17 protein-coding genes are annotated in these 21094 nt (G+C 61.9%); 10 read left to right on the top strand and 7 right to left on the bottom strand.

Annotation, left to right across the window (positions count from 1 at the left end; genetic code table 11):
- Positions 1 to 698: 698 nt before the first annotated feature.
- A complete protein-coding gene (locus tag P3C29_RS30385) occupies positions 699 to 1163 on the bottom strand; it encodes a DUF1289 domain-containing protein (RefSeq protein WP_010171178.1) in 465 nt (154 codons plus the stop codon).
- 394 nt (positions 1164 to 1557) lie between these two features.
- Here P3C29_RS30385 and acnB point away from each other — a divergent pair, with 394 nt between their 5' ends.
- Positions 1558 to 4158 (top strand): bifunctional aconitate hydratase 2/2-methylisocitrate dehydratase, encoded by a 2601-nt coding sequence (gene acnB, locus P3C29_RS30380; RefSeq protein ID WP_201126182.1) that lies wholly within the window; start codon positions 1558 to 1560, stop codon positions 4156 to 4158.
- Positions 4159 to 4191: 33 nt separating this feature from the next.
- Here acnB and P3C29_RS30375 read toward each other — a convergent pair whose 3' ends face one another.
- Positions 4192 to 4614, bottom strand: a complete 423-nt coding sequence (locus P3C29_RS30375) for a MerR family transcriptional regulator (RefSeq protein WP_275966227.1) — start codon at positions 4612 to 4614, stop codon at positions 4192 to 4194.
- A gap of 69 nt (positions 4615 to 4683) precedes the next feature.
- Between P3C29_RS30375 and P3C29_RS30370 the strand changes: the two genes are divergently transcribed.
- Together P3C29_RS30370 and poxB are read left to right on the top strand one after the other, a co-directional pair.
- On the top strand, positions 4684 to 5916 hold the full coding sequence (locus tag P3C29_RS30370) for an NADH:flavin oxidoreductase/NADH oxidase family protein (protein ID WP_275966226.1): 1233 nt from the start codon (positions 4684 to 4686) through the stop codon (positions 5914 to 5916).
- 78 nt (positions 5917 to 5994) lie between these two features.
- Positions 5995 to 7719, top strand: coding sequence for a ubiquinone-dependent pyruvate dehydrogenase (gene poxB, locus P3C29_RS30365; protein WP_201124199.1), 1725 nt, complete (start codon positions 5995 to 5997; stop codon positions 7717 to 7719).
- Positions 7720 to 7791: 72 nt separating this feature from the next.
- Here poxB and P3C29_RS30360 read toward each other — a convergent pair whose 3' ends face one another.
- The gene (locus tag P3C29_RS30360; RefSeq protein ID WP_010171186.1) at positions 7792 to 8349 is read right to left on the bottom strand and encodes an NAD(P)H-dependent oxidoreductase; all 558 of its coding nucleotides are present in this window, start codon (positions 8347 to 8349) and stop codon (positions 7792 to 7794) included.
- A gap of 228 nt (positions 8350 to 8577) precedes the next feature.
- On the opposite strand from P3C29_RS30360, the gene P3C29_RS30355 reads away from it, so the two are divergent.
- On the top strand, positions 8578 to 8814 hold the full coding sequence (locus P3C29_RS30355) for a hypothetical protein (RefSeq protein WP_010171188.1): 237 nt from the start codon (positions 8578 to 8580) through the stop codon (positions 8812 to 8814).
- 4 nt (positions 8815 to 8818) lie between these two features.
- Here P3C29_RS30355 and gspG read toward each other — a convergent pair whose 3' ends face one another.
- Positions 8819 to 9247, bottom strand: a complete 429-nt coding sequence (gspG, locus tag P3C29_RS30350) for a type II secretion system major pseudopilin GspG (RefSeq protein WP_275966225.1) — start codon at positions 9245 to 9247, stop codon at positions 8819 to 8821.
- 175 nt (positions 9248 to 9422) lie between these two features.
- Between gspG and P3C29_RS30345 the strand changes: the two genes are divergently transcribed.
- A complete protein-coding gene (locus P3C29_RS30345; RefSeq protein WP_169388549.1) occupies positions 9423 to 10325 on the top strand; it encodes a LysR substrate-binding domain-containing protein in 903 nt (300 codons plus the stop codon).
- A gap of 121 nt (positions 10326 to 10446) precedes the next feature.
- On the opposite strand, the gene P3C29_RS30340 is transcribed toward P3C29_RS30345, so the two are convergent.
- From P3C29_RS30340 to P3C29_RS30330, 3 genes are all read right to left on the bottom strand, one after another.
- Positions 10447 to 11016, bottom strand: coding sequence for a GNAT family N-acetyltransferase (locus P3C29_RS30340; protein WP_275966228.1), 570 nt, complete (start codon positions 11014 to 11016; stop codon positions 10447 to 10449).
- Between the two features lie 20 nt (positions 11017 to 11036).
- Positions 11037 to 13292: an Orn/Lys/Arg decarboxylase N-terminal domain-containing protein gene (locus tag P3C29_RS30335; protein ID WP_275966224.1), complete on the bottom strand. Its 2256-nt coding sequence runs from the start codon at positions 13290 to 13292 to the stop codon at positions 11037 to 11039.
- A gap of 81 nt (positions 13293 to 13373) precedes the next feature.
- On the bottom strand, positions 13374 to 14747 hold the full coding sequence (locus P3C29_RS30330; protein ID WP_275966223.1) for a PLP-dependent aminotransferase family protein: 1374 nt from the start codon (positions 14745 to 14747) through the stop codon (positions 13374 to 13376).
- A gap of 135 nt (positions 14748 to 14882) precedes the next feature.
- Between P3C29_RS30330 and P3C29_RS30325 the strand changes: the two genes are divergently transcribed.
- The 5 genes from P3C29_RS30325 (at position 14883) to P3C29_RS30305 (ending at position 21062) form a co-directional block, all read left to right on the top strand.
- Positions 14883 to 15359 (top strand): carboxymuconolactone decarboxylase family protein, encoded by a 477-nt coding sequence (locus tag P3C29_RS30325; RefSeq protein ID WP_010171203.1) that lies wholly within the window; start codon positions 14883 to 14885, stop codon positions 15357 to 15359.
- Positions 15352 to 15792: a GNAT family N-acetyltransferase gene (locus P3C29_RS30320; RefSeq protein ID WP_275966222.1), complete on the top strand. Its 441-nt coding sequence runs from the start codon at positions 15352 to 15354 to the stop codon at positions 15790 to 15792. The genes P3C29_RS30325 and P3C29_RS30320 overlap by 8 nt, the downstream gene beginning before the upstream one ends.
- Positions 15789 to 16412 (top strand): NAD(P)H-dependent oxidoreductase, encoded by a 624-nt coding sequence (locus P3C29_RS30315; RefSeq protein WP_275966221.1) that lies wholly within the window; start codon positions 15789 to 15791, stop codon positions 16410 to 16412. The genes P3C29_RS30320 and P3C29_RS30315 overlap by 4 nt, the downstream gene beginning before the upstream one ends.
- A gap of 59 nt (positions 16413 to 16471) precedes the next feature.
- Positions 16472 to 17620, top strand: a complete 1149-nt coding sequence (locus tag P3C29_RS30310; RefSeq protein WP_275966220.1) for a PatB family C-S lyase — start codon at positions 16472 to 16474, stop codon at positions 17618 to 17620.
- A gap of 94 nt (positions 17621 to 17714) precedes the next feature.
- Positions 17715 to 21062: a hypothetical protein gene (locus tag P3C29_RS30305; RefSeq protein WP_275966219.1), complete on the top strand. Its 3348-nt coding sequence runs from the start codon at positions 17715 to 17717 to the stop codon at positions 21060 to 21062.
- The last annotated feature ends 32 nt before the right edge of the window (positions 21063 to 21094 follow it).

Here is a 21094-nt window from a genome sequence, read left to right as displayed (position 1 = left end):
GCGGGCCGCCGCGACGGGGCGTCCCTGCCCCGTCGCGGCTAAACCGGCGTCCTGCCGGTTTACCCGCTCCGTACTACCTGCGTTCGGCCAGCGTGGTTTAACGGGGCGCCYAAGATCAAGATCAAAAGCAGATCAACAGCACAGCGGCCTACAGGCCGGCTTGAGTGGTGTGAAGCAAAGGCAACATCAAGATCAAAATCTACAGCGGGCACGGTCAAATGTGGGAGCTGGCTTGCCTGCGATGGCATCAACTGGGTGTACCTGAAAAACCGAGGTGTCTGCATCGCAGGCAAGCCAGCTCCCACAGAAAAGCAGAGCTGCAGCAGTTTCAGATTTGGTTTTCGATTTGGCTTTGGCTTTGGCTTTTGCTCTGGCTTCTACCACTCAAGCCGGCCTGTAGGCCGCTGTGCTCTTGCTTTTGATCTTGATCTGGCTCTGACTGCCCCAATAAGCCCGAGGCCGAACGCAGGGATTGAGGAGCGGGTAAACCGGCAGGACGCCGGTTTAGCCGCGACGGGGCAGGGACGCCCCGTCGCGGCGGCCCGCGGAGCAATGCCGGAGTGAGGGAACACCGAGCCTGAGCGAGGTGCCGACAGGCGGGGCAGAGCCCTTTGCTTACTTTGGGGCTTTTCCAAAGTGAGTCGCTGTAAGAGCGAAACCATAGGTGGCCGTTACCCAAATAACGGATATGTACTCAATCACAAGGCATCCCTGAGAAACCCCGGCGCGATATACCGCTGATAATGCGCCTCAGACAAAATAAAAAACTCCCGATCAATGGCATCCCGCAACTCAGGCAACCCCCACTCCCGAAATTCCGGCATCAACACCATCCCGTAAGCCTCAAGATTGCTGATCACCCGCGCCCCCCGGGCAATCAACTGATAGGCCCAGCAGTACTCCGACTGATGCGGCACAAACCGAATCTTGCGCTGTTCAAGCTGCCCCCGAAGCATTTTGGGGTCAAACACCTCAACCTTCCCCGCCATCACCTGCACCAACAACTGCTCCAGCCTCAGCCAGACCGCACGTTTTTCTTCCTCGTTATACCCGTTCCACTGAATCACCTCATGGTGAAACCGCTTACACCCCCGGCACACAAGATCGCCGTAAACCGTGGAGCACAGGCCTACGCAGGGGGTCTTGATGGTTTGGTTGGACATGGTCGACAACGCACAAATCAGCGAAACAGTTGCACATGTTAGCCCTTTGTCTAAGGTTCATCACCCTGCAAACTTGGCGCGGCAACTTACGTTTAGAAATTTTTTGCCGTAGAATCACCCGGCCTTGTAAGGCGCCAATAATCCGTTGGAAGCTGTTTTCAAAGCGTCACGAGCACAGTCGTTCCTAAAGAACGGTGTTGGCGATGGTTATTTACCCGGTAAATAGCCAGCGCCAACCCTCATCAGCTCCGTTCTGCAGGCGTAAAACTTTGAAAGCAGCTTCTGTGAGGATTGCCGGCAGCGCTGGCTCTACGGCCCAAAAAGCCCCCGAGCGCATGCGTGCCGTGCATTTCTGGATGAGCGTCCCGTGGGACCACTGATGAGGGTAATAACTGTGCTTGAAGCCTACCGCAAACATATCGAAGAGCGTGCAGCCCTGGGTATCGTTCCCCAGCCGCTTAATGCCGAACAAACCGCAGGCCTGGTCGAGCTGCTGAAAAATCCCCCGGCTGGCGAAGAAGAATTCCTCGTTGACCTGATCACCAACCGCATTCCACCAGGCGTTGACGAAGCTGCCTACGTCAAGGCCGGTTTCCTGTCTGCCCTGGCCAAGGGCGAAGCCACTTCTCCCCTGATCGACAAGAAACGCGCTGTTGAACTGCTCGGCACCATGCAAGGCGGCTACAACATCGTGACCCTGGTCGAGCTGCTGGACGACGCCGAACTGGCGCCCGTCGCTGCCGCCCAACTCAAGCACACCCTGTTGATGTTCGATGCGTTCCACGACGTCGCGGAAAAAGCCAAGAACGGCAACGAACACGCCAAAGCCGTGATCCAGTCCTGGGCCGACGGCGAGTGGTTCAAGAACCGCCCGACCCTGGCCGACAAGATCAGCCTGCGCGTGTTCAAGGTCACCGGCGAAACCAACACCGACGACCTGTCCCCTGCCCCGGACGCCTGGTCCCGTCCTGACATCCCGCTGCACGCCCTGGCCATGCTGAAAATGGCCCGTGAAGGCATCGTGCCGGATGAGCAAGGCAAGACCGGCCCGATGAAGCAGATCGAAGAAATGCGCGGCCAAGGCTTCCCGATCGCCTACGTCGGTGACGTGGTCGGTACCGGTTCGTCGCGTAAATCGGCCACCAACTCGGTGCTGTGGTTCTTCGGCGACGACGTTCCTTACGTGCCGAACAAGCGCGCTGGCGGTTTCTGCTTCGGCAGCAAGATCGCTCCGATCTTCTACAACACCATGGAAGATGCCGGCGCACTGCCAATCGAGTTCGACGTCACCAACATGAACATGGGCGACGTGATCGACCTGTACCCGCATGCTGGCAAAGTCACCAAGCACAACAGCGATGAAGTCCTGACCACCTTCGAAATGAAGACCCCGGTCCTGTTGGACGAAGTCCGTGCCGGCGGTCGTATTCCGCTGATCATCGGCCGTGGCCTGACCGAAAAGGCTCGCGTTGAGCTGGGTCTGCCACCTTCGACCCTGTTCAAACTGCCGGAAGCTCCGGCTGAAAGCGACAAGGGCTACACCCTGGCGCAGAAAATGGTCGGCAAGGCGTGCGGTGTGGCTGGCGTTCGTCCAGGCACCTACTGCGAACCGAAGATGACCACCGTGGGCTCCCAGGACACCACCGGTCCTATGACCCGTGACGAACTGAAAGACCTGGCGTGCCTGGGCTTCTCGACCGATCTGGTAATGCAGTCGTTCTGCCACACCGCGGCCTATCCAAAGCCGATCGACGTGACCACCCACCACACCCTGCCTGACTTCATCATGACCCGTGGCGGTGTATCGCTGCGTCCAGGCGACGGCATCATCCACAGCTGGCTGAACCGCATGCTGCTGCCGGACACCGTCGGTACCGGTGGTGACTCCCACACCCGTTTCCCAATGGGCATTTCGTTCCCGGCCGGTTCCGGCCTGGTAGCGTTCGCCGCAGCCACTGGCGTGATGCCACTGGACATGCCGGAATCGATCCTGGTGCGCTTCAAAGGCGAAATGCAGCCTGGTATCACCCTGCGTGACCTGGTTCACGCCATTCCTTACTACGCGATCCAGGCTGGCCTGCTGACCGTAGAGAAGAAAGGCAAGAAGAACGCCTTCTCCGGCCGCATCCTGGAAATCGAAGGCCTGGACAACCTGAGCATCGAACAAGCCTTCGAGCTGTCCGACGCCTCGGCTGAACGTTCGGCTGCCGGTTGCACCATCAAGCTGTCGAAAGAGTCCATCACCGAGTACCTGAACTCCAACATCACCCTGCTGCGCTGGATGATCGGTGAAGGCTACGGCGATGCGCGTACCCTGGAACGTCGTGCCCAAGCGATGGAAGCCTGGGTTGCCAACCCTGAGCTGATGGTTGCCGATGCTGACGCCGAATACGCTGAAATCATCGAAATCGACCTGGCAGACATCAAAGAGCCTGTGCTCTGCGCGCCAAACGATCCGGATGACGCCCGTCTGCTGTCGTCGGTACAAGGCGAGAAGATCGACGAAGTGTTCATCGGTTCGTGCATGACCAACATCGGTCACTTCCGCGCTGCCGGTAAACTGCTGGATCAGGTCAAGGGTCAGCTGCCTACCCGTCTGTGGCTGTCGCCACCGACCAAGATGGACGCTCACCAACTTACCGAAGAAGGCTACTACGGCATCTACGGCAAGGCTGGCGCGCGCATGGAAATGCCGGGCTGCTCGCTGTGCATGGGTAACCAGGCACGTGTAGAGCCGAACTCGACGGTTGTGTCGACGTCGACCCGTAACTTCCCGAACCGCCTGGGTGACGGCGCGAACGTCTACCTGGCTTCGGCCGAGCTGGCGTCGGTGGCTTCCATCCTGGGTCGCCTGCCGACCGTCGAGGAGTACATGGAATACGCCGCGAAGATCAACACCATGGCCAGCGACGTGTATCGCTACCTGAGTTTTGACCAGATCGCCGAGTTCCGTGAAATTGCTGCAAGCGCCAACATTCCTGTGGTTCAAGCCTAAGGTTTTGTTGCTGTAAACGAACGCCGCGTATCGTCAGATGCGCGGCGTTTTTTTATGCGCCTCGATTGAGGCCCAGACCTTGTCCTGCGCCTGGGTGCACGGCGTGCCTTCCGGGTGCGACTGGATCGTGGCGATCACCGCCCGCAACTCGGCCTTGCTCTGGTCCATACGGGCCTGCAGCTCTTCTATCTGCGCAATCCTGCGTTCCAGCCTCAATACGATATCGGCGCGCTTGGCCTCGCTCGGCGAATCGTCGGGCATCAGCGCCTTCAACTCCTGCAAGCTGAAACCCGCCCGCTGAGCGCCCTGGATCAATTGCAGCGTCTGCAACGTCTGCGTGGGATAACGGCGATAGCCATTGCCTTGCCGCTCGACCTGGATCAGCCCCTGGGCTTCGTAAAAACGAATCTTCGAGGCTGCCAAGCCACTGCGTTCAGCCAGTTCACCGATATTCATCGCCCACCCCATTGACCTTAAAGTTACCTTTAAGCTTAGCCTGAGCGCTCCCAGTGTGAGGAGTCAAGCATGTCGCCCTTTGAAGCATTGCAATTGCCCAACGGCCAAGTCGTCAGTAACCGCATCGCCAAGGCGGCGATGGAAGAGAACATGGCCGATGCCGACCAGGCGCCTTCCGAGGCACTGATGCGCCTGTATCAAGCCTGGGCCGAGGGCGAACCCGGCCTGATCCTGACCGGCAACGTGATGATCGACCGCCGAGCCATGACCGGCCCCGGTGGTGTGGTGCTGGAAGACGAACGCCACCTGGACGCGTTCCGCCGGTGGGCCACCATTGGCCGGGCCAAGGGCGCGCAGTTCTGGGTGCAGCTCAACCACCCTGGCCGCCAGACCATGGCCAACCTCGGCCAGCAGGCACTCGCGCCTTCGGCGGTGCCTCTGGACCTGGGTGGCTTCTCGAAGATGTTCGCCCAGCCCAAGGCGATGACCGAGGAGGATATCCAGGACGTCATCACGCGCTTCGCTACCAGTGCACGCCTGGCGGAAAAAGCCGGCTTCAGCGGTGCCCAGGTTCATGCGGCCCACGGCTACCTGCTCAGCCAGTTTCTCTCACCCTTGAGCAACCAGCGCACAGACCGCTGGGGCGGCTGCGTGGAAAACCGTGCACGACTCCTGCTGGAGGTGATCAAGGCCGTGCGCGCCGCCGTGAGCGCTGATTTCTGCGTGGCCGTGAAACTCAACTCCGCCGACTTCCAGCGCGGTGGCTTTGACGCCGCCGACGCCCGCGCCGTGGTCGAACTGCTCAACCCGCTGGCCATCGACCTGCTGGAGCTGTCCGGCGGCAGCTACGAAGCCCCGGCCATGCAAGGCGAAGCCCGCGATGGGCGCACCCTGGCCCGCGAAGCGTATTTCATCGAGATGGCCAGCGACCTGGCGCAAGTCGCCCGCATGCCGGTGATGGTCACCGGCGGGATCCGGCGCTTGCCCATCGTCCAGCAGGTACTCGACAGCGGAATCGCCATGGCCGGGATCGCCACCGCCCTCACCCTGGAACCGCACCTGATCAAGCAATGGCGCGCAGGACGTGACCTCAACCCGCAACTGCCGCCGATCCGCTGGAAACGTAAACCCCTGGCCAGCCTGGCGAGCATGGCGGTGGTGCGTTATCAGCTACGCCGCCTGAGCCGTGGCCGCCAGGCCAAACCCGGCGTGGCGCCACTGCTGGCGTTGATAAAGGACCAACTGTTTATCGCCCGGCGCACCCGCCAATATCGCGCCGCGATGACCAATTCTTCACATTAACCGGGGAGCATTCGGCGCCATGGAACTGTCCTCTACTGATCAGCAGCTTTTTACCCTCACTGACGATTGGAGTTCTTCATGGCGAAAATCACCCTGGCCCAGCAATTGGCGACCACCCTTGAACAGGCGGGCATCAAGCGCATCTGGGGCCTGACCGGCGACAGCCTCAACGGCCTGACCGACTCCCTGCGCACCATGGACAGCATCGAGTGGATGCACGTGCGCCACGAAGAAGTGGCCGCATTCGCCGCCGGTGCCGAAGCCGCCGCCACCGGCGAGCTGACGGTGTGTGCCGGCAGTTGCGGCCCCGGCAACCTGCATTTGATCAACGGCCTGTTCGACTGCCATCGCAACCATGTGCCGGTGCTGGCCATCGCGGCGCAGATCCCCTCCTCCGAGATCGGCCTGAACTACTTTCAGGAAACCCATCCTCAGGAGCTGTTCAAGGAATGCAGCCACTTTATCGAGCTGGTGACCAACCCCGAACAGATGCCCCACGTGCTGCACCGCGCCATGCGCTCGGCGATCCTCAATCGTGGTGTGGCCGTGGTAGTGATTCCGGGTGATGTGTCGCTGCTGGAAGTGGAAGACACCTTCAAGCCGTGGCCGGCGCTGCTCGCGCCACGTACGCTGCCGGCGGAACAGGACCTGCAACGCCTCACCGACATCCTGGAACACAGCGGCAAAGTCACCCTGCTGTGCGGCAGTGGCTGTGCCGGCGCCCACGATGAAGTGGTGGCCCTGGCCGACGCCCTCGGTGCGCCTGTGGTGCATGCCCTGCGCGGCAAGGAGCACGTTGAGTGGGACAATCCGTTCGACGTCGGCATGACCGGCCTGATCGGCTTCAGCTCCGGCTACCACGCCATGCTCAACTGCGACACGCTGATCATGCTCGGCACCGACTTTCCGTACCGCCAGTTCTACCCCACCGACGCGAAGATCATCCAGGTCGACCGCAACCCGCAGGCTCTGGGCCGGCGTGCCACCCTGGACCTGGGCATTGCAGCTGACGTCAGCGAGACCATCCAGGCGCTGCTGCCGCGCCTGAACCGTAAGACCGATCGCAGCTTCCTCGAAACCTCGCTCAAGCATTACGAGAAAGCGCGCCAGGGCCTGGATGACCTGGCTGAGCCGTCAAAGGCCGGCCGCCCGATCCACCCGCAATACGTTGCGCGCCTGCTCAGCGAACTGGCGGACGACGACGCAATCTTCACCGCTGACGTTGGCTCGCCTACGGTATGGGCGGCGCGCTACCTGAAAATGAATGGCAAGCGCCGGCTGATCGGCTCGTTCAACCACGGCTCGATGGCCAACGCCATGCCCCAGGCCATCGGCGCGCAAGCGGCATTTCCCGGGCGCCAGGTGATTTCCATGTCCGGCGACGGGGGCTTCACCATGTTGATGGGCGACTTCATCAGCCTGGCGCAGTTGAACCTGCCGGTGAAACTGGTGGTGTTCAACAACTCGTCCCTGGGCTTTGTCGCCATGGAGATGAAGGCTGCCGGCTACCTGGATACCGGCACCGAGCTGAAGAATCCGGACTTTGCCGCCATGTCCAACGCCATGGGCATCCTCGGTATTCGGGTCGAGCAGTCCGAAGACCTCGAACCTGCCCTGCGCCGCGCCCTGGCCCACGACGGCCCGGTGCTGGTGGACGTGGTCACCGCCACCCAGGAACTGGTGATGCCGCCGAGCATCAAGCTGGAACAGGCCAAGGGCTTCAGCCTGTACATGCTCAAGGCGGTGATGAGCGGGCGCGGTGATGAAGTGATCGAGTTGGCGCGGACCAACTGGTTGCGTTGATAGCGCCATAGCGGCTGACCGCAGACAAAAAAGACCCCGCCTAAAAAGCGGGGTCTTTTTGCGTGCGGCCTGTCAGCCGTGCTGTTTTTCCACCCACTTGCCATAGGCGTCGATAAACGCCTGCAAAAACGGCTTGGTCTTTTCCGAAACCTTGCCCGACTCGTCGAATACGCTGCCCGCACCGCCCAGGTAGGCTTCCGGCTGCTGCATGCATGGCACATCGAGGAACACCAGCGACTGGCGCAAATGGTGATTGGCCCCAAAACCGCCGATGGCACCGGGGGACACACTGATCACCGCACCCGGCTTGCCACTGAAAACACTTTGGCCGTAAGGGCGCGAACCGACGTCAATCGCATTCTTCAATACACCCGGTACGGAGCGGTTGTATTCGGGGGTCACAAACAGCACCGCGTCGGATGACCGCACGTGCTGGCGGAAAGTACTGTAGGCTGCCGGCGGTGCAGCACCGTCGATGTCCTCGTTGTAGAGCGGCAAATCGCCAATTTCGACAATGTTCAACGTGAGATTGGCGGGCGCCAACTCGGCCAATGCCAGGGCGACCTTGCGGTTGATCGACTCTTTTCTCAAGCTGCCGACCAGTACGGCAATCGTGTAGACCTTGCTCATTGGGGTTTCCCGGTTTCTGACTTAAGGAGCTTGTAGTTATAGAGCCTGCGCGGCGCTATCACCAGCGTGTTCTTGCAATCTCCAGGGACGTTCGCACCGCAGATGGATTTGTAAGTAATGTCTGAAAAAGTCAACGAATAGTATTTTTTTTCAATAGGTAAACTACCCCGCTCTCCTACGGTCTACAGAACCGCAAATCGAGTGTTTATCTCCAGAGGTTCTAAACAGATGGCAGCAGTACTTGTCGGACAGTTCCATGCCAGAGACGCGGAAGGTCGCGTTTATTCGGTGCATGAGTTCCAGGAATCCAACCCGCCCCAAGGCGACCTGACTGGCTCGGCGCCCACCATTACCTACAAGCTGGCCATTGGCGATCGTGTAGAAAAACTGGACGGCGATGAATTCAGATTGATTCAGTCGGGCACCATCATCACCCGCGAATCCGCAACGACCCACGCTTCATAAGACCTTATTCCCCATAGGCGATATCCACATTATCGCCGACGCCTCCCAGTGTTCGGTCCTTGCCGAACGAGAACAGATCAAAGTGGGTGTTGGTCTGGCTGGGAGGATAGTGGTACTGATAGGCAACGCCCCAAGGGTCACTCAACGTGTCCTCGCTCTGCACATAGGGCCCCTTCCACTTCGCTTCACCCTCCGGCTTGACCATCAACACAGCCAGGCCCTCGTCATCCGTTGGATACCGCCCCACATCCTGGTGAAACTGCTCCACCGCCTTGCCCAGCGCATTCAGCTGGACCTTGGCCGTGGCGATTTCCGCCTGGGTCACGTCGCCAAAGAGCCGCGGCCCCACCGCAATCGCCAGTACGCCAACCACCAGCACCACCACCAGCAGGTCCCACGACGAAAACCCGCGCGTGTCTGTTTTACCGAGCATCGATAAGGCTCCCCCTTGAGTCCTTGGGTTGATACGCCCTTTGTATGACCTGTTGGTTGCAGGCGCCAGGGGCTTGATCGTGCAAGTCTAGTTGGGTCGTTCCCGCGCCGGGTCTTTTTTCCACACCCGGGCCCAAGCCATTGAATCCACGTCGCACTGAACATAGACTCCGGCCATGCGTTTACGTCATATCGAAGTCATTCAAGCGATTTTGCAGACCGGACACCTCGGCACCGCCGCCGAATGGTTGCAACTCCCCGTGGCCGATGTGGAGGCGACGCTCAAGGATGCCGAGCTGCAACTGGGCTTCATGCTGTTCGCCAGCGTGCGCGGACGCTTGCAGGCCACCCGCGAAACCCTTGAACTGCAGGGCCAGATCGCCCACCTCTACGCCGCCCTTGAGCCGGTGCAGCGCCTGGCCAGCAGCCTGAAGCACCATCATGCCCCGCCCTTGCGCGCGCTGTGCACCCCGCCCCTGGCCAATCAATTGTTGCCCCAGGCGATCGCCGTGCTGCGCCGACGCTTTCAAGACACGCCGTGCAACCTGTCCAGCCACTCCACCCGGGATATCGTCAAGAGCCTGCTGCTGCACGAAGCGGACCTCGGCCTGAGCCTGCACGACCCAGAACACCCGCAAATCCACAGCACGCCACTGGCCCACGGCAAGCTGCAATTGCTCGCGCCCCATGGCTGGCTGAAACCGCGGCAGAAGTACATTGCACTGCAGGAGTTGGCCGGGCAGTCGATGATCGGGCTGGAAGGCCAGGACCCGCTGAGCCGCCTGCTGGACAGCAAGCTGCAAGCCCTGCGCCCGCTGCCAGTGGTGCAGACACGGGTGCAGACCTACCAGATGATGCGCAGCATGGTTGAAGCCGGGGAAGGTCTGGCGATTGTCGACCCGTTCACCGCCACCGGCGCACGGGAAGCCGGGCTGGATGCTTGCCCGTTGTCACCCCCGATCGGGGTGACCTTGTATGCGTTGACGCTGGAAGGCCGTGAGGCGTCGCCCGCCTTGAATGCGCTGCTGGAGATTGTCACCGAGAAGGCCGAAAGCCTGCTGACAAACACACTCTCCTGACCAACAGAGATAAAAATGTGGGAGCTGGCTTGCCTGCGATGCGGACACTGCGGTGTATCAGTAACACTGAGGTGATGCTATCGCAGGCAAGCCAGCTCCCACACTGAATCAGCGCCCGGCTTCAGACCGCCTCCAATTCCGATTTGAACAACYGATACCAGAAAATCGCCACCTCGCGCGTCTGCGGATCAATCCCGCGATAGCGCAGGTGGTCGATTCCGCCCATCACGTACCCACAGCGCTCGTACAACCGGCAGGCACCGAGGTTGTTGTTCTGGGTCTCCAGCATCATCCCCGGCAGGTTCTTCTTGCGGCTCCAGAACTGCGCCACGTCGAGCAACGCCTTGGCCACCCCGTGGCGCCGCGCGGGCAATACCACTGCCAGTTCGTCCACATGGGCAAAGCCGTTCCAGTTGGTGCTGACCACGATATGCCCCACGGGCCGGTCATCCAGGTACGCCATGAACACCGCACTGTCGGCCGCGTCACGGAAGCTGGCGAATTCCTCGGGATCGATGCCATAGCATTTGCGGTACGGCACAATGCGCTCCACCGCCCAGTGATCGACGCGCTTGCCCATCTCCGGCATGCCGTAGGCGTTGACCTCAAAGCTGAAGTCGTTACCCCACACATACGCGTCAAATCCTTCGTCAGCCACCCGGACACTGAGGCCCGGGTACTTCGGGTTCATCACAGCTTGCATAAACATTCTTAACCCTTGATGCAGTCGACGGTGTAACAACGACCAGTGCCGTCGTCTTCGTGTTGCAGTCCATGCACATCCGCGACAAAGCCGGGGAAACTGCTATCGAACGTCCTGGCAAATGCCAGGTAATCAATGATCGAGCGAGTCGATTCGGTAAAACGCTCCCCCGGCATGATCAATGGAATGCCCGGCGGATAAGGCACCAGCATGACCGCTGCAACGCGTCCTGGCAAAGCGTCGATGGACACCGCCTCGACGTCGCCCTTGACCAGCAGGTCGTAGGCATCGGCCGGTTTCATGGCGATTTCCGGCAATACGGTGTACATCCGCTTCAGGTGCTTGGCCGTGGCATTACTGCGGTAGCAGCCGTGCAACTGATCGCACAGATCCTTCAAGCCCAGGCCCTGATACCGCGCCGGCCCCTGCGCAAACACCGAGGGCAAGCAGCTGGCGAGGCTCACGTTGGCGTCATAACTGCGCTTGAATTCCAGTAATTCGGTGAGCAGGGTACTCCACTTGCCTTTGGTGATACCCATGGAAAACAGCACGAGGAACGAATACAGCCCGGTCTTTTCCACCACCAGCCCACGTTCCCAGAGGAATTTACTGACCACCGCCGCAGGGATTCCGCACTCGCTCAGCGCCCCTCCGGCGTTCAGGCCGGGCATCACCAGGGTGACTTTTATCGGGTCCAGCAACACGTAGTCTTCGGCGATATCGCCAAAGCCATGCCACTCCGCCTCGGGTTGCAGCAGCCAGTCCGCCGTCACCACCCGGTCGATGCCCGCCACCAGCGGCGGCTGCCAGATGGAAAACCACCAGTCTTCGGCGGCAATGTGCTGGCGCAGGTTGGCCAGGGCGCGACGAAAGCTCAGGGCTTCGTCAAACATTTCTTGCAGCAACGAACGCCCCGCCGGGCCTTCCATCATGGCCGACGCCACGTCCAGGGAGGCGATGATGCTGTACTGCGGCGAGGTGGAAATATGCATCATGAAGGCTTCGTTGAAGCGGTCACGGTCCAGCTTGCGCACCCCGCCATCCTGCACATGGATCATCGACGCCTGGCTGAATGCCGCCAGCAGCTTGTGGGTGGAATGGGTGGTGAACACCAGCGGGCTGTCGGGCGTGCGCGAGGTGCCCATGCCGTAGCGACCGGCGAAGAACTCGTGAAACGCCGCGTAGGCGTACCAGGCTTCGTCAAAGTGCAGCACCTCGACGCTGTTGCCCAGTTGCTGCTTGATCAGCTCGGCGTTGTAGCACAGGCCATCGTAGGTGGAGTTGGTGACGACCGCCAGCTTGACCTTGGCCGGCCGGCCACGGGTCAGCGGGCTGGCGTCGATCTTGGCGCGGATCGAGTCCGGGCTGAACTCGCTCAGGGGAATCGGCCCGATGATCCCCAGTTCATTGCGCTCCGGGCACAGGTACAGCGGGATCGCGCCGGTCATGATGATCGAATGCAGCACCGACTTGTGGCAGTTGCGGTCCACCAGCACCAGGTCATCACGGCCCACCATGGAGTGCCAGACGATCTTGTTGGCGGTGGACGTACCATTGATCACGAAGTAAGTATGATCGGCGCCGAAGTTACGTGCCGCCCGGGCTTCGGCTTCGGCCAGCGGCCCGGTATGGTCCAGCAGCGAGCCGAGTTCCGGCACCGACACGGACAAGTCCGAACGCAGGGTGTTTTCCCCGAAGAACTGATGAAACGCCTGCCCCACCGGGCTCTTGCGATAGGCCACGCCACCGCCGTGACCGGGGGTGTGCCAAGAGTAATTGGAGTCCGCCGTGTGCTGCACCAACGCCTTGAAGAATGGCGGCAACAGGCCATCCAGGTAAGCCCGCGCCGCCCGGGCCACTTGCCGGGCGAGAAACGGCACGGTGTCTTCAAACAGGTAAAGAATGCCCCGCAGCTGGTTGAGCTCGCTCATGGCGTCGGCCGGGGCGTTTTCCAGGGTGACTTGCTCACCGAGGGCGAAGATCGGCAGGTTCGGAGCCCGTACCCGCGCCAGGCGGATCAGCTCCACCATGTTTTGCATCAGGTGGGTATTTTCCCCCGCACCCTCGGCGGCAATCAGCATGCAGGCCAGGCCGTGATGGGTGGAAGCCACCAGGCGGCCCTCGGCGTAGTCCACCGCCGAAAAGATACTGAAGCCCTCCTGTTCCAGCTCCCGGGCGATGCCCCGGACGCGGTCGCCGGCAACGGTGTCGGCCTTGATGTCGCGGTGTACGATCAGAACCGGGAACTTCAGGTCTTTGTACATGAGCGCTTGGCGTCCTGAGGGCTATGCCTTCAGGGTAGAAGCTTGGGGCCGATGTGGCGAATGAAGATGTTCAACCGGTCTTCATAAAGCGCCGTCGATGACCTCGCGCAACACCAACGCCACGTCCATGGCCTGCTGGCGAGTTGCCAGGTTGGTGAAGCCCATCAACAGGCCTTGCTGGCGACCGGGCTCGATGCTCCAGCCAGACACGGCCTGAATCCCCAGCCCCACACGAGCGGCGGCCGCCGCGATCGCCTGATCAGGGACGTCCACCCGCAGCCGCGCCAACAAGTTGATCCCGCCCGACTGCTCATCCACCTGCAAAAACTCCCCGCAATGACTGGCCAACGCTTCCACCAGGAAACCGCGCCGCACGGTGTAGAGCTGGCGCATTTTTTTCAGGTGCCGGGTGAAATGGCCTTGCTCAAGAAAGTCGGCCGTGGTGGCTTGCAGCAATTCAGCGCTGCGGTTTTGCAGGACGCCGGCGCTGGCCTCAAAGGCCGGGCGCAACGCCTGAGGCACCACCAGATAGCCCAGGCGCAACCCCGGGAACAGCATCTTGCTGAAGCTGCCCGAGTAGATCACCCGGTCGGCGGTGTCCTGGCTCTTGAGCGCCGCCAGGGGTTGGCCCTTGTAGCGAAACTCGCTGTCGTAGTCATCTTCCACCACCCAGCCGCCATGGGCTTGCGCCCAATCGAGCAAACCGAGCCGCCGGGAGGCACTGAGGGCCACCCCCAGCGGACTTTGGTGGGCCGGGGTGACAATCGCCAGCCGCGCCTTTGGAGCGCGCCGTACGCCCGCCTCCACATCAAGCCCGTCACGGTCCACCGGCACCGGTACCAACTTCACGCCCAAGTGGAGTAATAACTGCCGCGCATGCAGGTAGCCCGGGTCTTCGAACCAGCAGTCCTGGCCGGCCATCTGCAGCGCATCACACACCAGCGCGAGGCACGCCGAATAACCGGCGCACACAAACACTTGCTCCGGCGAACACTCCACGCCCCGATACAGCGCCAGGTATTGCGCAATCGCCACACGCAGAGAACGGGCACCACGCACGTCGCCCATGGCCAGGCTGTTCACGTCGATACGCCGCACCTGGCGGGTGACCAGCCGCGCCCACAACTTGCGCGGGAAACTGTCGAGCGCCGGCAAGCCCAGTTGCAGCAGGCGCGGGTTGGATGCCGGTGCCACGGGTTCGGATGCCACCGGCAGCGTCTTGATCGACCGCTGCGGCAGTGCCTCGGCCACCACCGTGCCCGCTTGGCCGCGCGCGAGGAAGAAGCCTTCGCTGACCAGCAACTGATAGGCCGTCTCCACGGTACCCCGGGCCACCTTCAGTTCCTGGGCCAGGCTGCGCACCGACGGCACCCGTTCGCCGGGGCGCAGTTGGCCCTGGTCGATGGCCTGGCGAAAGCGCCGGTAAATCTCCTGGTATTTGGGCAGTGACGACATCGTTATCCGGCTCACAGTCAATCAGCCCTGAAGTCTGATCTTGTCCCAACCCGCTTGTCCATTCTTGGCCCTATTGAGCCGGCGACCCGGCCGCCAGACTGGCGGCATCACTTCACGACAGTCAGGAGCCACCCCATGCAACACCGTCTCGACTACGCCCAGGCGGCGCCCGTCGGCTACAAAGCCCTTGGCTCGGTGCACAGCTATATCCACGGCTGCGGCCTGGAGAAGGAATTGATTGACCTGGTGTACCTGCGGGTCTCGCAACTCAACGGCTGCGCCTATTGCCTCGACTCCCATTCCCGCGACCTGCTCAAACAGGGCGTGAGCCTGGAAAAACTGATGCTGCTGGCCGCCTGGCGCGAAGCCTCGCCGCTGTTCACCGCCCGCGAATCCGCAGCCCTGGCCTGGGCCGAGTCAGTCACCCGGGTCGCGCAAACCGAGGTGCCGGACGCGGACTATGCCGAGGCCACCGCGGTCTTCAGTGCCAAGGAAATCGCCGACCTGACCCTGGCCATCGCCCTGATGAACGCCCTGAACCGCGTCGCCATCAGCTTTCGCAAAGTACCCGCAGCGGTGAAAGCCCACCTGGAGCACGGCCACCATGAATGATCACGTGGAGTTCGTGCACATCGAAACCGACGCCGACTGCCAGGCCTGCTTTGCCGTCATGCAGCAACTGCGGCCCATGCTCAGCGACCCGCAAGCCTTTACCCGGCAAATCCAGCGCCAACGGGAAAACGGCTACCGCCTGCTGGCCGCCCGGGAAAACGGCCAGGTGCTGGGCCTGGCCGGTTATCGCCGGACCGAAAACCTGCTGTATGGCCGCTTCATCTACGTCGATGACCTGGTGGTAGACGCTTCTCTGCAACGCCGGCGCCTGGGTGAGCAACTGCTGGACCAGGTACGCCAGCAAACCCGCAGCCTGGGTTATCGCTACCTGGTGCTGGACACGGGCATGCACATGGCCCTGGCCCAGCGCTTCTACTTTCGTCAGGGCCTGCTGCCGCGGGGGATGCACTTTTCCCAGGACCTCAGCCAATGACCCGCGCCCTGCTGCTGAGCTTCAGCCCCCATGGCAAGGCCGCCCAGACCTTCCGCCTGGCTCGCGCCCTGCTCCGTGAACAGGCGCCAGAGGCCCAGGTGACCGAGCGTGACTACGGCGGCCAGGCACTGCCGCCGCTGACCCGGGAATACGCCAGCGCCCTGACCACGCCCGGCGGCCTCAGTGGCCCGGCAACGGCGCGCTCCGAACAGCTGATCGTCGAGCTGGAGGCCTGCGACCTGTTGATTATCTGCACCCCGGTGCACAACTTCACCCTGCCGGCGGCGCTCAAGTGCTGGATCGATCATGTGGTGCGTATCCACCGCAGCTTCACGGTCAGCCCGCAGTTTGAAAAAGTCGGCCTGCTCAAGGATCGGCGCACTTTTGTATTGGTGAGTTCCGGAAATTCACGGAAAAGCCGTGAGCCGGACTTCCTGAGCCCGTACCTGCAGGCGATCCTCGCAACCGTGGGCATTCACACCGTGCGCTTCGTCTATCTGGGCGCCATGGTCCGGGGCGAAGCGGCCGTCCAGCGCAGCCTGGCGCACGCCCACGAACAGTTGTCCGGGGCGTTTGACCGGCAGGCGGGAGGCCACGCGACAATCAGCGCTGGCGCGTAAAATTAATGGCGCTAGAATCAGCGCCATTTCCTCGCCCGCCTCCCTGACTTGAGCCACCCATGAGCTTTAATTTCGACACGATCCACTCCCGCCTCGGCACCGGCAGTACCAAGTGGAGTCGTTACCCGCAAGACGTTCTGCCGATGTGGATTGCCGACATGGACATCGCCGCGCCACCGGCCGTGCTTCAGGCGCTGCACGAACGCCTTGGCCAGCAAATCCTCGGCTACAGCGTGGCCTGCGATGGCGTGCGCGAGGCGATCGTCGCCGACCTGTGGGCCAAGTACGCCTGGCGCGTGCAGCCGGATGAGCTGCTGTTCCTGCCGGGGGTCGAGCCGGGTTTCAACATGGCGCTGCATGCGTTTGTGCAGCCCGGCCAACCGGTGGTGCTGCAAACCCCCAACTATCGCCCGATCCGCCTGGCGCCGGGCCACTGGAACCTGCCAAAAATCGAAGTGCCGTTTGAACTGAGCGCCGAGGGCGAGTACCTCACGCCGTTGCCGGCCATGCGGGAAGCCCTCACCGGCGCCGGTGCGCTGCTGTTGAGCAACCCGCACAACCCGATGGGCAAGGTTTTCCCTCGCGAAGAACTGCTGGCCGTGGCCACCGCCTGCCTCGACCAGGGCGCGCTGATCGTCTCCGATGAAATCCACGCCGAGCTGTGCTTTGACGGCCGCCGGCATATTCCCACCGCCAGCCTCAGCCCCGAGATCGCCCAGCGCACTATTACCCTGATGTCGGCGAGCAAGGCGTATAACGTCGCCGGGCTGAAGACCTGCTTTGCGGTGATCCAGAACCCGGAGATTCGCGAGCGTTTCAACCACGCCCGTTGCGGCATGGTCGACAGCGTCAGCCCCCTGGGCCTGGAAGCCACCCGTGCAGCCTATAGCGACTGCGGCGACTGGCTGGAAGCACTGGTGGCCTACCTGCAAGCCAACCGCGACTACCTGCTGAACGCCGTGCAAACCCGCCTGCCCGGCGTGGTGATGCATGCGCCCCAAGGCACCTATCTGGCCTGGCTGGATTGCAGCGCCCTGGGCCTGGACGACCCGCAACGGTTCTTCCTGGAACAGGCCAAGGTCGGTTTGAGCGCCGGGATTGAATTCGGCGACGACAGCCAGCAGTTCGTGCGCCTGAACTTCGGCTGCCCACGGGCGATGCTGGAAGAAGGCATTGCCCGCATGGAACGCAGCCTGCGTCACCGTTAAGGCGCAATTCACAACTTTTCGCAACGACCACCGAACCCCTGCTGTTACTGTTTTTGCCGATTCGTCCCACCGGTAACAGCAGGAGTTCCATGGCATGACGACCCAGCCGCTCAACCGCTCGACCGACCCCAAGGCCCTTCCCCTCACACCGCCCAAGTCCGGCGCGGCGTTCCATGTGCTGCTCAAGAACAGCGCCAACAACAAGAAGGTCGAGGCCGGCGACAAAACCGCGCAAGGGCTCGCTGCCAGCAAGGAACAAGGCTATGAGCTGGCCGCCAAGGACGCCGCACCGCCCACCATCCTGGGCGACTACAAGGCCATCGGCCCGGCGGACGAAGTCGGCCCCGGCCTGATTCGTTATGAAACCCAGGACGGCAAGAAAGTCATCGTCAGCGAAAAGGACAGCCCCGACCTGTTCAAGCAAGTCAGCGCCGACTTCAAGGCGCTCTCCGGCGTCAACGCCAGCGAAGCCGCCGGCTACCAGCGCCTGGGCGGCGACGCCACGGCCCCGGAAAAACTCGGCGACTACAAATCCCTCGGGCCACCGGACGAAACCGGCCCGGGTGTGATCCGCTACGAAACCCAGGACGGCAACAAGTTTGTCATCAGCCAGCGCGACAACCCCGAAGCGTTCCAGAAAGCCAAGGAAGCCTATGAAAGCTTCACCGGCCTGGCCAGCAGCGAAGACGCCGGCTACAAGCGCGCCAGCGACAACGAAGTGTGGCCGCCCTACGCCGGCACCACCGTCGGCCCCGAGGATGAAGTCGGCCCCGGCCTGATCCGCTTCGAAAGCAACGGCCAGAAAATGGTCGTGGCCCGGGACGACAACCCCAAGCTGTTCGATTACCTGGCGGGCCTGCACGAGGTCTACACCCACCCGGACAAAAAGGCCGCCGTGGAGTCCGCACTCAACGACGGTTCCACCCTGGCGGACGCCAACACCCAACCCCCGGAACTGAATGACTACAAGGGCTTCGGCTGGATCGAAGGCCAGCAAGGCAATGTACTGACTTATGAAACCCACGACGGCACCAAAGTCGTGGTGTCGGCCGACGTCAGCCCGGAACTGTTCAAGAGCGTGGCCACCGCCCAGGACACTTGGAGCAAGATCCACTCCAGTGAAGACGCCGGCTACAAGCTGGCGGGGCCGAATGATTTCCTGAAAAACACCGAGATCACTTTCGGCTCCCCCGATGAACTGGGGGACGGCCTGATCCGCTATGAAACCAGTGAAGGCAAGGTCATCGTTTCCAAGGAACTCAGCCCGCAGCTTTACGACGAAGTGGTCGCCAAGTGGGAAGCCTGGAGCGCCGGCACCGTCGACGAAACCCGCGCCAAGTACAACCTGCCGAGCAACGACGAACTGGACGTGCTCAACCTCGACACCGGTGTGCACGCCGACAAGGACGACGATAAATCGCCGACCCAAAGCGTCAGCGAACTGGCCACCACCGAACTGATCGACACCTACCGTGCCGGGGTCAAGGACGGCTCGATTCCCAAGGACGACCCGCGGGCCAAACTGGTCCGGGCCCTGGAAGCCCAGGCGGCCTACCAGAACGGCCACGGCATCACCGGCTACGAAGAATCCAAGCGCCCGTTCAACACCACCTGGCGCGAGTTCGATGACAAGCAGACCGAACTCACTTCCGCCGACATGCACGACATCATCGACGGCAAGGCCGTGCAGGAGCAGATCGGCGAACTGTTTAAAGACCCGACCGTGCAGGCCGACTACAAGACCAAGATGGACGACGCCATCAGTCACCTGCCCAACAAGGACGAGATCAAGCAGAAGCTCCTCGACCTGACCAACAACCCCGACTACGTGCTCTACCTCAAGGACCTGCAAAAACAGGGCAAGAGCCACGAAGCCCAACAGGACCTGAGCAACACCCTCACCTCGCTGTCGCTGTTCGACCCGGAAGCCGCCACCAAGGCCGCGCAGAATATCCAGGCCGACGGCCTCACCACCGACCTCAACGAGATCCTGTCGGACCCGAGCAAGATCTCCGACGAGAACAAGGAACTGGCCACCAAGGACCTGTTCGGCCTGCTCAAGGGCGTGCTCAAGGGCAACCTGCTGGACTTGCCGCGACGCAGCCAGGAAGTGCTGGAGAAATTCCTCAACGAAGGCCTGGAGGGCAAGGAGAAATCCTCGGCCGTGACGAAGGCCCTGGAAGAACTCGGCGACGTCTACAAGAACAGCGGCACCATCAGCGAAGCCGACGTGAAAACCGCCCTGAGCAAACCCTATATCCCCGTGGCGGATCGCGGCATGCTCGGCGAGGTGTTCAACACCCTCAACAGCAAAGGCATCCTCGGTTCCATGGGCGCCGGCGTCAGCCTGTTCTCAGGGATTTACCAACTGGTGGGCAAAGGCGGCAAGCTCGGCGAAACCCCGGCCCAGCGTATGACCATCGCCAAGGACTTCCTGAGTTTTGCCGGCGGCGCGAGCCACTTCGTCAAGCTCGGCGACAAGATCGGCGAAGCCCTGGGCAAGGGCGGCCTGGTGGACTTTCTCGGCCTGGACAAGACCCTGCCGGAAATCTGGGGCAAGGAAGGTGCGGCCGGCAAAGTCATCGACTTCAGCAAGCCCACCGAGATCGACTCAAAGGTCAGCAAGGAAATTGCCGCGGCCCTGGACGCGGTTCCCGACAGCCAGTACGACGGCGTCGCCAAACTGTTTGGCGAAGGCGATAAAGCCGTGACCGAAGCCACCGAAGGTCTCGCCACCCACCTGGATGACGGCCTGAAGGCTGCCGGTGCGGCCAAGCTCGGCGCTTCCCAGTCGGCGAAGATCGCAGGTTCGGTGATCAAGGTGCTGGGCCCGGCCACGGATATCGCCGGTGGTTTTGCCGACATCGTACTCGGCGCCCTGGCGATCAAAAGTGGCGTGGACAGCAAAGACCCGTTGGCTCAGGCGGCGGGTGGGTTGCAGGTGGCGGGCGGTGCATTCGGCGCATCGGCCGGCGTATTGGGTGCAGCAGCGCTGTTTGGCGCAGGCACGGCGGCAGCGCTGACCGGCCCTTTGTTCCTGGTGGGCGTGGTGTTGGCGGTGGTGGGCGGGATCATCGGCTACTTCGTCGACCACAACAAAAAACAGAAGGCCACCGAGAAGGAAAACGACTGGTACCGCGACCTGGCGGGCGACGGTTTATTGCAGGACAACTGGGCGGACAAGGTCGAATACGCCCACTACGAAATCCACCACTACCACGGCCGCGACACGCCGACCGATGACAGCCTGTTCCGCTTCCAGCAATCGGAGTGGGAGCACTTTGACGCGACACCGCAAAGCGGCGGCTCGTCGAGCAACCGGCTGGATGGGGATTTGCACAAGGACTACAAGGACCCGAGTGAAAAGCCCAAGGAACTGCCGGATGCTTCGGGTGAGAAGCCCGGGTCCCGGCCGTCTGGAGGCGGCCCTCGGCTCAACTAAATCTACACAAATCAGTGTGGGAGCTGGCTTGC

This window comes from Pseudomonas sp. 1912-s (genome assembly GCF_029269205.1).
In the GTDB taxonomy this organism is placed as follows: Bacteria; Pseudomonadota; Gammaproteobacteria; order Pseudomonadales; family Pseudomonadaceae; genus Aquipseudomonas.
Note: the sequence above shows the minus strand (reverse complement) of the source record. Positions and strands in the feature narration are given on the sequence as shown.

Coding starts and splice junctions, on each gene's coding strand:
- P3C29_RS30325 (WP_010171203.1), top strand. CDS start 14,883: ATGCAACACCGTCTCGACTACGCCCAGGCGGCGCCCGTCGGCTACAAA.
- P3C29_RS30335 (WP_275966224.1), bottom strand. CDS start 13,292: ATGTACAAAGACCTGAAGTTCCCGGTTCTGATCGTACACCGCGACATC.
- P3C29_RS30345 (WP_169388549.1), top strand. CDS start 9,423: ATGCGTTTACGTCATATCGAAGTCATTCAAGCGATTTTGCAGACCGGA.
- gspG (WP_275966225.1), bottom strand. CDS start 9,247: ATGCTCGGTAAAACAGACACGCGCGGGTTTTCGTCGTGGGACCTGCTG.
- P3C29_RS30315 (WP_275966221.1), top strand. CDS start 15,789: ATGACCCGCGCCCTGCTGCTGAGCTTCAGCCCCCATGGCAAGGCCGCC.
- P3C29_RS30385 (WP_010171178.1), bottom strand. CDS start 1,163: ATGTCCAACCAAACCATCAAGACCCCCTGCGTAGGCCTGTGCTCCACG.
- P3C29_RS30330 (WP_275966223.1), bottom strand. CDS start 14,747: ATGTCGTCACTGCCCAAATACCAGGAGATTTACCGGCGCTTTCGCCAG.
- P3C29_RS30375 (WP_275966227.1), bottom strand. CDS start 4,614: ATGAATATCGGTGAACTGGCTGAACGCAGTGGCTTGGCAGCCTCGAAG.
- P3C29_RS30355 (WP_010171188.1), top strand. CDS start 8,578: ATGGCAGCAGTACTTGTCGGACAGTTCCATGCCAGAGACGCGGAAGGT.
- P3C29_RS30360 (WP_010171186.1), bottom strand. CDS start 8,349: ATGAGCAAGGTCTACACGATTGCCGTACTGGTCGGCAGCTTGAGAAAA.
- P3C29_RS30310 (WP_275966220.1), top strand. CDS start 16,472: ATGAGCTTTAATTTCGACACGATCCACTCCCGCCTCGGCACCGGCAGT.
- P3C29_RS30320 (WP_275966222.1), top strand. CDS start 15,352: ATGAATGATCACGTGGAGTTCGTGCACATCGAAACCGACGCCGACTGC.
- P3C29_RS30370 (WP_275966226.1), top strand. CDS start 4,684: ATGTCGCCCTTTGAAGCATTGCAATTGCCCAACGGCCAAGTCGTCAGT.
- P3C29_RS30305 (WP_275966219.1), top strand. CDS start 17,715: ATGACGACCCAGCCGCTCAACCGCTCGACCGACCCCAAGGCCCTTCCC.
- poxB (WP_201124199.1), top strand. CDS start 5,995: ATGGCGAAAATCACCCTGGCCCAGCAATTGGCGACCACCCTTGAACAG.